Annotated in this window: 7 protein-coding genes; all 7 read left to right on the top strand. The window is 42.2% G+C overall.

Features of this window, described 5'->3' with window-relative positions; genetic code table 11:
- Positions 1-71 precede the first annotated feature (71 nt).
- A complete protein-coding gene (locus MKZ13_RS28135) occupies positions 72-2,093 on the top strand; it encodes a DUF5693 family protein (protein WP_339179885.1) in 2,022 nt (673 codons plus the stop codon).
- Positions 2,069-3,235, top strand: a complete 1,167-nt coding sequence (gene csaB / locus MKZ13_RS28130) for a polysaccharide pyruvyl transferase CsaB (RefSeq protein WP_339179882.1) — start codon at positions 2,069-2,071, stop codon at positions 3,233-3,235. The genes MKZ13_RS28135 and csaB overlap by 25 nt, the downstream gene beginning before the upstream one ends.
- 7 nt (positions 3,236-3,242) lie before the next feature.
- Complete coding sequence (locus tag MKZ13_RS28125; protein ID WP_315371198.1) at positions 3,243-4,004, top strand: WecB/TagA/CpsF family glycosyltransferase; 762 nt, start codon at positions 3,243-3,245, stop codon at positions 4,002-4,004.
- Positions 4,005-4,420: 416 nt separating this feature from the next.
- Complete coding sequence (locus MKZ13_RS28120) at positions 4,421-5,548, top strand: MraY family glycosyltransferase (protein WP_036667762.1); 1,128 nt, start codon at positions 4,421-4,423, stop codon at positions 5,546-5,548.
- A gap of 164 nt (positions 5,549-5,712) precedes the next feature.
- Complete coding sequence (locus tag MKZ13_RS28115) at positions 5,713-9,666, top strand: S-layer homology domain-containing protein (RefSeq protein WP_339179877.1); 3,954 nt, start codon at positions 5,713-5,715, stop codon at positions 9,664-9,666.
- A gap of 205 nt (positions 9,667-9,871) precedes the next feature.
- Complete coding sequence (locus MKZ13_RS28110; protein ID WP_036612519.1) at positions 9,872-10,213, top strand: hypothetical protein; 342 nt, start codon at positions 9,872-9,874, stop codon at positions 10,211-10,213.
- A gap of 519 nt (positions 10,214-10,732) precedes the next feature.
- A complete protein-coding gene (locus tag MKZ13_RS28105; RefSeq protein WP_339179874.1) occupies positions 10,733-14,407 on the top strand; it encodes an S-layer homology domain-containing protein in 3,675 nt (1,224 codons plus the stop codon).
- Positions 14,408-14,697 lie beyond the last annotated feature (290 nt).

Here is a 14,697-nt window from a genome sequence, read left to right as displayed (position 1 = left end):
ATGAATGTTATATGAACGAATTACTTGAGCTGAACGTGTATTTGGTTCCAACACTTGAGGAGGTACATGTAGTGCGTCAAAAATGGCTTTATTGGAATAACGCTTCTCGGAAGTGGTTGTGGCTCGTCGTTATCATCGGTCTGGTTGCGTCCATCCCTGTAATCAGTGATCGGGTGCAGACAGAATCTTCTGCCAAAAAGGTGGAGCTTGTCTTCAACTATCGAGGTCTGCTGGATATTTCCGCCTATCAGGCACATCCGCAAGATTTCATGAATGAACAATTGACTCGTCTGAAAGACGCAGGCGTAACAACGATGGCTGTGTTCGAAAGTACATTGGACGAGCTGAGAAAGACACGCCGACTAATGGTATATAACGGCCAGGATCTCGCGAACCTGACTAAAGATGTGATCCCTTCTAATGCGAATTACACGTATGTGTTATTTACATCAGAGGAAAACGCACAGACGTATACCCCTATTATTGAACAAACGTTCGCTGATCGGCAGATTCCGGTAGTACCATGGGAATATGAAGGTCGTAGCGGCTTAATATTGCAGACTCCTCCGGAGAATGCCAACATGCAGCCTTTGCAGCCCGATCCGGTTGCCGTGAAGATGCTGCGTGATAAAGGTTTCTACATTTTGCCGCGGATCTCGGACAGTGTGCCATACAGCCAGGAATCGATGGAGCGCTTGCTTACCTTCTTCGAAGAGAATGGCGTAAAGCGCATCTTGTTTGATGGTGATGCTGTGAAAGGGTACAATGATAATGCAGAGATGAAAAGTCTCGACCAATTTGCACAGTTGCTGAACAAGCACAATATTGGTCTTGCAGCCATTGAGAACTTGAAGAAACCGCAGTCTGGATTCCAGACCCTTGCATATAAAACGGATTACAACGTTACGCGTCTGTACTCGCTTAGTGATGGAGATGCCAATCTGGACGTAGACACGATTGCTGACCGTTTTGTTCTCGCAACCAAGGATCGTAACATTCGTATGCTCTATATGAATGCATCGCCAAGCCGGAATACAGCAAAGGCCATGATTACAGATCCAATTGAGAATCTGATCAACAGCCTGGGTGAGCCGGGTCATGCCGTAGAACGCATGGCGAAGCATGGATTCGAGCTAGGACAAGCTGAGGCATTTACAGTTAAGGATTCTTCGATTCAGCGTTATGCCAAGCTGGTTGCTCTTGTTGGTGCAATTGCCATGATTGCGCTTATGGTTTCTTATTTTATCCCACTACTGACCTTGATCGCATTTGTGGTCGCTTTGGTGGGCAGTGCAGGATTGTTCCTTTTGAAACCAACGCTGCTGGAGCAAGGAATTGCCTTGCTTGTGGCAATCGCCGCGCCGACCATAGCAATGGTGCTGGCCGTTCGTACAGTGAACTATCAGCAACAGCGTCAACCAGATGCATCTGCAGGTCGTCGTTTGAAACAAACGTTAGTTTTATATGTAAGAACTTCGATTCTGTCATTCCTGGCGGTACCTTTTGTCATCGCATTGCTTAACAGTATTACGTACAGTCTGGTGATTAACCAGTTCCGCGGCGTGAGTCTGTTGCACTTTGCACCTATGGCACTGGTGGCGATCTATATTGTGTTTTACCGGGGTGCGGGTTCGTTCTCCATTAAACAAATTAAAAATATCCTTCGTACACCGATTACCGTTGTGATGGTTGTGCTGGGACTTGTTGCAGCCGTTGTTGGATATTACTATTTGAGTCGTACAGGCAACTCGGGTTCGGTAACACCATTCGAGATGTTCCTTCGTGTTGTGTTGGAAGATACGTTCGGTGTACGTCCGAGATTTAAAGAATTTATGCTGGGACACCCGCTGTTTATCGTTGGCGTGTTCGCCGCTTTAAAATATCGTAAAGTCATCTTTGTGCTCATTATTGCAGCGATTGGGCAATTGTCCATGGTGGATACGTTCGCGCATATCCATACGCCGGCTGTATTGTCACTCATTCGTGGAGTGATGGGATTGGGACTTGGCTTAATCTTCGGTATCATTGCTGTGGGTGTGTGGCAAGTAGCGGAAGGATGTTGGAAAAAATGGTCACCACTTCTCAAAAGTTAGTCATCTCGGGGTATTACGGATTCCGCAATAGCGGAGACGAAGCGGTGCTAAAGTCGATTTTGACAGCGCTGGAAGAGGAAAGCCAAAGGTCGAACATAACCATTGAACCTATTGTTCTCTCGGGTGATCCCGAGTCGACAACCGCCATGTACGGTGTGCGCTCCGTGCATCGCATGAAATTGAAGGAAGTCCGTGAAGCACTCAAGGAGAGCGACGGGTTAATCAGTGGCGGAGGAAGTCTATTGCAGGATGCAACTGGACTTAAGTCCATTCCTTATTATCTGGGTATAATCAAGCTGGCCCAGTGGCTGAAAAAACCAACGTTTATCTATGCACAGGGGATTGGCCCTGTGAATCGTAAAATTTTTAATCCGATGATCAAATCGGTCTTCAAAGCCTGCACCTATGTATCTGTTCGTGATGAACAATCTGCAGACTACCTGCGTGGGCTCGGGTTACAGTGGAATCAGATCCATGTTGTACCCGACCCCGTAATGGGTTTGCCATTACCTGAAACAAATTCGAAGGCTGTAGCAGATGCTACTAACCAAGCTAATCGAATGGAACCTTCAACTGGAGGACATACCAAGCTTCCTGTGATCGGCGTATCGGTACGTTTCTGGGAGTCAGACCGGAAGGAACTTACGGCTATTGCCGCCGGATTGAAAAAGCTGTGCTCCAAAAGAGCGGTGCACTTGCGTTTTCTGCCATTTCATTTGCCGGTTGATGAACAGGCATCACGATTCCTTATGGAAATGCTAGGTGATGTGACCAGCAAAGGCAACGAGATTAGCATCACAGAAGATCTGACCGACCCTCAGCTTATGCTGGAGGAAGTCAGCAAGTGTGATCTTGTCATCGGTATGCGTCTGCACAGTCTGATCTATGCAGCATCTCAGTATGTTCCACCGGTGGGCATCTCGTATGATCCGAAAATTGATCAATTCCTGCTTCGTCTGGACAGTGAACCAGCAGGCAATACGGATACACTCGATGGCGACAAACTCGCCAAGACTGTTGTTGGACTGCTGGATCAACGTTCACAGTGGTTGAAGGAACATGAAGAAGGTATCACCCAACTGAAGCAGGAAGCCAGAGTGCCTGCACAGCAGATTATTAACTATTTAGGCCGCAAAGGATGAGATAAAGATGAGTCAGACTGGATCAATACCTACCGTTTCGATCTACGGCATTCCTTTTTCCAAACTGACGATGAAAGAAACGGTAAAGGTTCTCCAGGAAGCTGTGCTGTCCAAACAGACACCACATCAGGTCATTACAGCCAATCCCATTATGGTTATGGCCGCATTGGAAAATCCCGCAATCATGGAAGTTATGCAAGCTGCGGAATTGATTGTTCCTGATGGAACAGGTGTCGTATGGGCTGCAAACTATTGTGGAGATCCTGTAGCTGAGCGAGTGCCGGGTTTTGAGCTTTTACATGAATTGCTGCGTGTTGGAGAAAACTATCGATGGGGCGTATATCTGCTGGGTTCCACCCCTGAGGTGATTCAAGAAACGGCAGTTCGGTTACAACAGCAATATCCGGCGATTCGAATTGTGGGTTATCGCGACGGTTATTTTGGTCCGGCTGAGGATGAACAGGTCATCGCTTCCATTCGGGAAGCGGCACCTGATCTGTTGTTTGTAGCACGTGGGGCGGACACCCAAGAACCGTGGATTCACAAGCACAAAGATGCGCTAAAGGTTCCTGTAACTATGGGCGTTGGCGGAAGCTTTGATGTGATTTCGGGTAAAACTAAACGTGCGCCTGTCCTGTTCCAAAAGTTAAGACTGGAGTGGTTTTATCGCTTATTGCGTGAACCAAGCCGGGCTGGACGGATGCTTGCGCTTCCGAAATTCGCTGTTAAGGTGATGCGTGACAAAGAAAACGTGACGAAAGTCCGTTAAAAACAGGTAATTGCGAGATAAATGCGTGTTTTTGCTAGAAATTGAGGATGGCTTTTCGGGTGTGATGAGCGTATAATTCATTCCGGATTACATGTGTGCCACTCCATGAAAAACGGAAGTTGTTGCATACGGCCACTTCGATGTCAGAATAACCTTTTGATCGCTGTTATCTCTGGATTTCTTTTATCCACCTTTACAAGGTTGAAATCCCGCGATAGCATATGCTTACGATGTAGCTTTCTTTCAGAAAGCTTGTAGGCGAACGCTTCGCTTCTACAGGTTATTTCTGCCCTCTCCGTTCTGGTGCAAATTGCATTTTTCATCAAAAGTGACTAACAAATAATTTTTATATATAAAAAGAGATCAGGGGATTTATAATTTCGTACAGGTATTATAATTGGGGGTCGAATGTTCAAATGGTAGCGATCTTTATCATTGGATTTATCGTGTCAATGGGACTGGCTCTTGCCCTGACACCACTTGTCAAAAAGTTCGCAGTCCGCATTGGCGCAATGGATACGCCGAATGCACGTAAAGTACACACACGGATCATGCCTCGTCTTGGTGGTCTGGGGATATTCCTGGCCTTTATTATTACAGTTGCTGCATTGCTTCCGTTTGTATCGGCATGGTTCACGACTCGTGATATGAGTTTTGTCAGCGCGTTTCTGATTGGTGGAACAATTATCGTGCTGATCGGCGCACTCGATGATCGGTTTGAACTGTCAGCCAAAGTGAAGTTGCTTGGTCAGATCGTTGCTGCTTCTGTCGTTGTATTCGGATTTAATATCCGGGTAGATTTCGTTAACATTCCGTTTCAGGATTCCTACTCTTCACTCGAAGCTTGGGTATCCATTCCGCTGACGATCTTCTGGATCGTTGGTGTAACCAATGCGATTAACCTGATTGATGGTCTGGATGGTCTGGCAGCCGGTGTATCTGGTATTGCAATTGGTACCATCGCCGTGATGTCCTTCCTCATGGGTAACATGATGATTGCCTTGATGTGTCTTGTATTGCTGGGTAGTATTATCGGATTCCTGTTCTTCAACTTCCACCCGGCCAAGATCTTCATGGGGGATACCGGATCACTATTCCTTGGTTTTTCTCTGGCGATGCTGTCCATGCTGGGATTCAAACAAATTGCTATCGTGTCCTTTATTACCCCGCTGATCATTATCGGTGTGCCGCTCTCGGATACCTTCTTCGCGATTATCCGTCGTGCGGTACAACGGAAACCGATTTTCGCACCGGACAAAGGTCACCTGCATCATTGCTTGCGTGAACTTGGATTCAGTCACCGTCAGACGGTACTGATCATATACGGAATTGCCGCCTTCTTCGGTGTTCTGGCGATTATCCAATCTTCCGCTGCCATGTTTGAAGCAAACTGGGTAACATTTGTGGTCATCTGTATCATGATGTTCTTCCTCCAGGTGGGAGCAGAAGTTATCGGGCTTGTTAGCAAAACTAGAAGACCGGTTATTAACTTCCTGATGCGCATGCGCGTTAAGTTGAATCCGGAGACTCGTTCGAAATCATAAATAGATAAATGTAATGGTTATAGCTATTCTTGAATATTATTCCAGACCCAACCTTATCCCTTGTGGATAAGGTTTTTTGTTTATTTTGAGATTTTTACTAAATAATTGGAACCTTTTGCCGATATATAAAGGTAACTGACTTAAAAGAGGAGAGATGATATTTAATGCAACAAAAGAAACGGCCGTTGGTCTGGATCATGTTGGTCACCATGGTGTTCTCATTGTTCCCACAAGGTCTATTCGGTGGGTCCGTTGCTTCGGCTGCAGATGAGCCTAATCCTAGTACAGCTTCCTACTTCATCCCAGATTTGAAAACCTTGCGAGAGACATCTGATCTTTCGATTGATGCTGCTAATGCAAACAAGGTATTTCTTACAAGAGATAAAGCCTACGTTACCAAAGACTCAAAGGTCACAGTTACAGGAACATTCTCGGGGGTTAGCACTGATAACCTGAAAGCATCGGTGGAACAATTAACTCTATCTAGCAATAACACGAAATGGACGGTTGAGGCAGGACGTACGAGAACAGGCAGTATCATAGCTGATGCTGGTTCTCAAGCTGCCCCTAAGTTCACAGCTACATTAGACTTGTTTCCGGGATTTAACCAGGTTACCCTAACTGGAAGTGGATTAAATAATGTTGAACGCTCAAATACATTTTATATTTTATACGAAGAAACTCCATTAATTGAGAAATTAACCGTAACAACTGATTTCACCACAGGAAATGGACAAGAATTTAACTTGAACGGTGTGTCAGAAACAATTGTAGATACGAAAGATGTTACTTTCGGTTTAACGCTTCAAAATGCAACTAAAGTATCCCTTTCCATCAATGGTGGGACTAAGGTAGATGCTTTTCCTACACAGAATAATGAGATTAGTCAGAAGTTCTTTACTCCACCATTAGAGCTTGCGAGTGGCAAAAACAAAGTTGTGTTTGATATTGTTGGACCGTCGAGTTCAATGACTGTCGAAAGAACGTTGTATTACTTTGACAAGAATCAATCATTTGCAGACTTGCAGATTACTATTGGTGGAGAAAATGGAGAGAAGAAGTCGGTTCTTAATAACAAAGCAAACTTCTCAACTCCGGCAACAACAGCCAAACTGTCGGGTCAACTTATACTACCTTACTCTACGACTCCATTTGACGGTGCTACAGGTATAGAAGTGAATAACAATCCCTATCCTGTAACAGTTGATTCTAGTCAAGATATCCTTATTACTGGTGCCAATGGAGTGGACTTTCAGTACAGAATTATCACATTTGTAGGTGTTGGTGAATATACTCTCGCCGCTACAGGTGGCTTAACGGACAAGAACCAACCGATAAAAGTAGTTGCAAAGTATGGATCATTTAATACGGGATATACGGGAGAGTTTACTTACTCACCAGACAGCAAAGATATAACGAATGTTTATTATCTGCCTGGATACACTAGTGGTCCAGTTGACTCGAAAGTTCAGCTGAACAAAACTGATTATACTAAAGTGTCGGAAGATTCATTCTACATCCTGGTTGAGTCAACTCAAATAATCAAGGGTGCAGACATCAATGGTAAATATCTTCCTTCACTAACAGTACCATTAAGTATTACGCCCGTTAATGATAATACTGCAGGGCTTAAAGATACTCAGCAAATATATAAAATCAACAAAGTTTCGGGTGGACAACAGAAGATCAGTTTTTATTATGGAGATTCAACTAAAGCGCCTGAGTTACCTTTTGTAGCTTGGATAAGTTACGCATCAAGCAGTTCGATATATATCGAAAACCTTCAAGATGGTCAGACATTTAAGTTTAATTCAGGCAATAAATCTGCGAAATTAGAGGTTATCGGTAAGTATCTTGATTTCCGCAATGTGGATAATTCAACTGGACCCAAAACTGGCTTTAAAGCTGAGTTACAAGTAAATGGTAAAGTGGAGAAACCAGATACAGGATTTCCAACGTTATCCGGAAACAACTTCAAGTTTGATTTGGGGATAACCAAAGATGGCCCTCTTGGTTATGGGCAAAATATAATTCGTATTACGGCTACAGATGCGGATGAGAAAGGTGCACCAGTAATCATTACGAGAACACTTACGGTGTATATTATTGATGAAAATGTATCTACTATTGATTCATTTATGCCTACAGCTGTACCTAAGTCTTCTAATGCCAGAGCACCGTTTTATGAAAAGGAGATAACAAGTTATACATCAGAAGAGATGAGTAACATCTTCGCGGTAACTCCTGATTTTGCGTATAAAGAGAATAAATATGTAACAAGTGAAGATACCTATGATCTTGTGTTCAGAGGTGGCGGCGCCCAGATTGCTAATGTCTACTTTGGTTCTGAGTTGATTTTCCGTCATGAACAGACAGGTACATTGACACTTGATTTGGATAAGGATGGTCCAGCATCTCAGCTCAAAAAGTATGACTTTGCGGGTAATGAGAAACAATTTATAGCTCGGATCAAGAACTTGAAATTTGATTCGCCAGGTACACAGGTATATACACTTGAGTTAATTAACAGCACAGGTGCAAGAACAACACAAAGGCTGGAGATCGTCCGTGAACCATCTTCTTTCCGTATTGTGGCACCACAACCGACAGTGGGAGATAAAATTGTTGTTAACAAAAACTATATCCGGTTCGATATCGAAGCAGAGGGTGCTTCCCGAGTAGTAATTGATAAGAATGTGGCAACAAAACGTACAGACATGAACAATCGTTACATCTATGATTACGTTGGTTTGAAACCGGACAAGGATAATAAGATCAAAATTTCCATTGAACGAGATGGTAGTACAATTAATGAAACGATCAATGTATTCTATACAGGAGCAGTAACTGTAGACAGTCAGTTTATGGCTCCTAAAGTGGCTAACAAGTATACGGTGTTCAACAAAGGACTGACATTATCTTTCCCTAAGGGGACAATTCTTCAGGCTAAAGTTGATGGAGGCACGAAGTTCTATCCTGATAATAAAATTCTATTCGGTATCGCTGATCCTCTGAACGGTGTACTGGAACGTAAGAATGATTACGGCAATGTAATAAATATTGATCGAGACATGAGAACTGTTCGTGGGGAAAGTGCTATCGCACTTCGAGAGGATTTAATTAGTGCATTCACCTCAACAAACAACACTGGGAACTTTACCTTAATATCAGATGTATACTGGATTAACGGTGGATTGGGTGAGTTGAACAATTTACCTTATACGGATGGTATACCACCATATTCGATCTATGGTTATTATCCTGAGTATCCAACTTCAAGAATTCTCACTCCCTCGCAGCGAGGAAGTCTGACGCTTCAATATGATCCAAGTATTGTTGATGAAGTTGGCTCGACCATTAGCGTATTCCGCTATACTGATGTAAGTGATCAGAAACAGTGGATTCCGATTGGTGGAGTTGTTGATACCAAAGCACACACGATTACTGTACCTTTTGACGAGTTCGGTTATTATAAAGTCATGAAGCAGAGCAAAAGCTTCCAAGATATAACCAATCATCCTTGGGCTCGTAATATGTTGAATGCTCTTTATTCCAAAGGCATAATGAAAGCACTTCGTACAGGCGAATTCGGTGCAGATGATCAAACTACACGTGGAGAATTTGCAACATTGCTAGTTAAAGGCCTGAACATTCCCCTTAATTACGATGCTAATAAGCAGACATTTATTGATGTGTCGAAAAGAGCAGAGAAGAACTCTTGGAGCTTTGCTGCCATTGAGACAGCAGCGCGTGCGGGAATTGTACAAGGGTTAAGTGATGGATACTTTGGGGTGGAGGATCGTATAACGCGTGAGCAGGCTGCGGTCATGATTGCTAGAGCAATGAGTAGTAAGCTTGCGACAAATGACAGTAAGCTTTCAGCTGCTCTTGCTAAATCATTCCAAGATTCTGGTTCCATTGAGCATTATGCCCGACCGGCTGTTCAAGCCGTAACCAAAGCAAAAATCATGGAAGGTAGTCCTGTAACAGTAACAGGTTCTACCAAGCAGCAATTCCAATTCAATCCGAAGGGGAACCTGACTCGTGCAGAGGCTGCTAAGATCGCAGTGGAACTACTCAAAAAGAGTACGAAGCTATTCCCTAAAAACTTGAGTTAATTCTAGTTATGAGATGAGATTTGTTCTATGACCTGCCCCTTGCATTAAAGGGGTAGGTTCTTTTTAATGAGAGTCAATAAATTGACAAACAACTCATTTATAATAGAAGGAAACTGTTTTTTACCAATAACTATTTTTGTAATTTGCTAGAGTTTAAGATACAATAACGGTAAATACACAATGATCTAGAGGGTGAAGTTAGCTAATGAAACCGATTTATTCGAAAGCCCAGCTGGGCTACATGAAGGCAAAGACACAGTTTGAGAAGCAGGCAGTCATTCTGGAGAAAAAGTTGGAAGATACACGCAAGACTCAGGAGATCTCTCAGGAAGTTATGGAAGGGCTTGTACAGTCCACTGGCTTCCATGATGCGTATAACAATCTGGTTCTGGCTGAGAATGAGTTGATTGAATGGTCTCACACGACGATGAAGCATGAGAAAACGTACCGTGAGAACAGACAACCAATTGACGATATGTATCTGAGATTGAACAGTGATCCAAATATGCGTGCTCAAATTATTGAACTCGCGATGAAGATTAAATAACTTATATTTCCAGAACTGCAGGAAAAGCATCCCAATAGGGGTGCTTTTTTATTTTATTTTTTGTGAATTTTGTCGCTTCTTAGGTTGAAGTTGCGGGTATAAATAAACGTTGGTAGCACAGACAAACTATAGATCACCATTCCAGATTCACTGCTGTATCAATGGTTTGAAAAGGTTTTGAATGGCTTCAATACCCGCACTGTACCTATACATAAAAAAAATCAAAACTTTTTTTGTGCAATCCGCAACTTTTTGAAATCTACTGCGTTTAAAGTGTAGAGTCGAAAACATTGGGCCTGTTACCAAGAATGACCTCGTGAAGAATCTTGTCTATTTTTTAGAAAAAATTGCTTTACGGCACGAGAGACCCATTGTATAATACGTAAGGTAGGATTAGGAAACTACTCTATTTACGTGTGATTCTGCTTTACTAACCTAGTTTACAAGTTTCTGTGATATGCTCACAGACATCATTTATATTAACTTGCTCACAACTCTGGAAAGGGGGTGCAACAATATATGAGGAATACGAGCGACCCTATTAAAAAAGAAAATTCAAATGTTATGAACGCCCAAGGAGGAGAAAAAAAGGTTATGAAGAAAATTTTATCCGTAGCATTGTCTACAGCAATGGCATTCTCAATGTTTGCATCTGTAGCATTCGGTGACACAGCAGTTTCCCCGCAACAACAGTTTGATGCATTGAAAGCAAAAGGTATCTTCAACGGTTATCCGGATGGTACAGCAGGTCTTGACAAAGACATGACTCGCGCTGAGTTTGCAAAAGTTATCACTAAATTGCTGGGTCTGAAAGAGATCACTGGAACTCTTTCTTACACTGACAAAAACTACACAGCTAAAAACTGGGCTGTACCTTACATCGAAGCAGTAACTGCTGCTGGTATCATGGAAGGTAAAAACGTTGAGAAGAAAATCTTCGACTTCAACGGTAAAGTGACAGTAGCTGAAATGGCTACAATCCTGACTCGTGCACTTGATCTTGAAATCCCGGCTGAAACAAACAACACTGCAGCAGCATGGGCTAAAGGTTATGCTCAAGCAGCGATCAATGCAGGTCTGATCGACGCTAACGCTAACTTCGCTGGAAATGCTTCACGTGAATTGCTTGTAGGCGCTGCTTACGCAATTGACGAAGCTCAAAGCATCAAAGTTGAATCTTACACAGTATCTGAGGCTGGTAAAGTAGTTGAGTTCAAAATCAGCGACGGCGAAACTGTAAAAGTAACTTTGGATAAAGCTCTTGAAGCTAACAAAGAAACTGAAGTGAAATTCACTTACAAGGAAAAAGAATTCACTGAAAAGGTTACTTATGTAGTAACTTCTGCAACTAAAGTTGAAAGTGTAAAAGCTAGCAACCTTAAAGAAATCGATGTTGCTTTCGACGGTAAAGTTGACAAGTTGACTGCAGAAGACAAAGATCGTTACTCAGTAGATAGCTCTGTAGTGATTGAATCTGCTGCACTGCAATCCGACGAGAAAACAGTTCGTTTGACTGTTGTGGGCGCGTTGCAAAACCAAAAAGCTTACAAAATTTCTGTTCGTAATGTTAAAGCAGGAGACAGAACTGTAAGTGTAACTAACCAAGAATTCACACCGCTTGACAACGCTCTTCCAGAAGTTGCAACAGTGAAATCTTTGGGAACTAAAGCAGTGAAAGTAACATTCACTGAACCAGTTAAATCTGCTACATCTGCTAACTTTAAATTGGATGGCAAAACGTTCTTCGGTAGCGTGACTGAAGGTAAACGTGATGTTATCTTGAAGCCTTATAGCTCCACTGATCTGACTGTAGGGACTCATAAGTTGGAAATCTCTGGTGTTGAAGATTTCAACGGATTCAAAGCTTTGACTAAAGAAGTTGAGTTCGAAGTAGTGTCTGACACTACTGCACCAACTATCGCTAACGTAACAGCTACACTTGAAAAAGCGACTGTAACATTCAGCGAAGAAATTGATCCGGAAACGTTGTCTGCATCTAACGTTTACTGGAAATCTGGTAACGACAAAAAAGCTGCTAACTCCTTCACTCAAGTATCACCTGAAGTTTATGAGTTCAGCTTCAAGTCTAACCCGTTCCCTGGTTATGAAACACCATTCTTCGTAGAAAATGTTAAAGATTACTCTGGCAATCAAATCACTGCTACTGAAACTAAATTGAGAGCAGAAGTTGACCAAACTCGTCCAGAAGTTACTGAAGTAACTCTGAACAACGCGGACAACAAAGTGATCAATGTTAAATTCAGCAAAGAAGTAAAAGTTGAAGATGTTAAATACTTCACTTTGACTAAATCTGATGGTAAAACTGTGGCTTTGAGAGCAGTTACAGGGGTTAATGGTACATTCGAAGATAAAGAGTTCAAATTGTCTACGTATGATGCCCTTAGCGAAAATTCTTATACTCTTAAAATTGTTGGAGTTAGAGACACAACTAAGTTGAACAACACTATGTTGGATTACACTGCGACTGTAACTGGTAAAGATACAGCTCGTCCGCAATATCAATCCAACTCTGGTAACAGTGCAACTCGTACAGTTTACATCAATTTCAATAAAAAGATGGATCCAACATCTGTTGGTGACAAATCTAACTACCTTGTGACTATTAACGGTGTTTCTCAACAACTTCCGGCTGGAACTGAGGTAAGCCCAGTTAACGAAGGTAAAGCAGTACGTATCATCTTCCCACAATTTATTGATAATGATCGTGTAGGAATTCAGGACACAGCAGTCGCGGCAAACATTACTCATTTCACTTTGTTGGCGCTGAAAGATCTTTCTGGTAACGTAATTACTAACCTTGGAGCTGGCGCTCAATCAATCAATGTTGCTGCATCTCAAGTGACTGCATACAGCACTGGTGATACTCATCAAGCTGAGTTGACTGAGGAAGGAACAATCAAAGTTCGTTTTGACCAACCAATTTCTTCTGCTAAAGCTTCTGACTTTGCAGTAACTCAAGGTGCTGTAACTAGTGCAACTGCTGATGGTACTGAGTTTGTAACAGTTAAAGTTGCGGGTCTGAGCAAAACTGGATTGACAACTAAAACTAGCGCATCTGATTTGTTGTTGACAGTTGCTCCTACAAACTCTTTGAGAACTGTAACTGGTAATACAGTTACTGCAACAGCTGTTACTGTTAAAGATACTGTTAAACCACAAGTGGAACTGACTTCTACTTCCAATCCTAATGGAAGATTGAATGTTACTGGTAACGATACAATCATCTTGCCATTCTCTGAGACATTGAAAGCTGCTGATGCGACTGATTATGTAAAAGATTTATTGGTTGTTAACAACAGAACTAATGTACCGTTGAATTTCGAACAGTACACTACGTCTCTTGGAACTAATTCAAATGAAATTCTCATCAAACTTGCTAGTGGTGTTGAAACCTCGGACGATTATAAAGTAAGTGTAAGAGCAGACGCGCGTTACATTCAAGATAGAGCAGGAAACTTTGCAGTATCTTCTTCTACTTATGTATCTAACTCTGGTGGAATTAACACTGTAGTTACCGGTGCAGTTGCTACTCAATCTGCTGGTGTAACAGGTGTTGCTTCATCAACTGGTACTAAGCAAGTTGCAAAATTTAGCGTTGCAGTTACTACTGTAGCAGTTGGGACATTTGATGTTTCCTATAAAGTAGGAAGCACTACTGTTACTAAAGAGGTTACTGTAGAAGCTACAGATACTGAAGCAACTGTTGCTGGAAAAATCGTTGCTGCATTCAACGGGAAAGTTACTGGTTTTGATGTAACTAATGTTGCAGAAGATGTGTTCTTCACAGCAGAAGATGCTGCTGCTGACCAAACAGTAACAGCAACTATTGCTACGAACACTACAGGCTTTACTGGTACTCAAGCTCTTGCAGCTGATCCAGAAGTAAAAGCTGGTGTTGCACCATCTGATGGTACTAAAGCTACTACTTTGTTAACTGTAACTACTGCTCCAACTAAATCAGGTACTAACACAGTAAGCTTCAATGATACAGTGATTTCTGTAACTGCTCCAGTTTCTGTAGCTAGTACTGATTCTAAAGCAGATGTTGCAAGAAAAATTGCAAGTGCAATCAATACTAAACTGATTGGTTACACTGCAACTGCTAGTGGTGATGTTGTTACATTCACTGCTAACAATGCTGGTCCAAAAACAATTACAGTTTCCTTCAACTAATTTCACATTGTAACAAAAAAAAATCTACCCAAGGGGTAGATTTTTTTTGTGCCTAGACATTTGCGCTATTTCTAAGATTTGAGTACCCAATTTTAATAATTAGTAATACCTATAGTTTAATGGTAAGCTGGTTCACCTTTTTTAATTCTAATAAATAATTCTCGTGTACTGAACAAGGACAAGACTTGAGATGGAGTACCTGCAACTGTTCGCTATACGGTCGATTCTATCATCTACTTGTAATGGGGCAGTGGTTAAGGAATCCGACATGCTATGTAGTGAGACTCAAC

Origin of the sequence: Paenibacillus sp. FSL R5-0701 (assembly GCF_037973995.1) — a bacterium.
Taxonomy (GTDB): Bacteria; Bacillota; Bacilli; order Paenibacillales; family Paenibacillaceae; genus Paenibacillus.
Note: the sequence above shows the minus strand (reverse complement) of the source record. Positions and strands in the feature narration are given on the sequence as shown.

Coding starts and splice junctions, on each gene's coding strand:
- MKZ13_RS28120 (WP_036667762.1), top strand. CDS start 4,421: ATGGTAGCGATCTTTATCATTGGATTTATCGTGTCAATGGGACTGGCT.
- csaB (WP_339179882.1), top strand. CDS start 2,069: ATGGTCACCACTTCTCAAAAGTTAGTCATCTCGGGGTATTACGGATTC.
- MKZ13_RS28125 (WP_315371198.1), top strand. CDS start 3,243: ATGAGTCAGACTGGATCAATACCTACCGTTTCGATCTACGGCATTCCT.
- MKZ13_RS28115 (WP_339179877.1), top strand. CDS start 5,713: ATGCAACAAAAGAAACGGCCGTTGGTCTGGATCATGTTGGTCACCATG.
- MKZ13_RS28110 (WP_036612519.1), top strand. CDS start 9,872: ATGAAACCGATTTATTCGAAAGCCCAGCTGGGCTACATGAAGGCAAAG.
- MKZ13_RS28105 (WP_339179874.1), top strand. CDS start 10,733: ATGAGGAATACGAGCGACCCTATTAAAAAAGAAAATTCAAATGTTATG.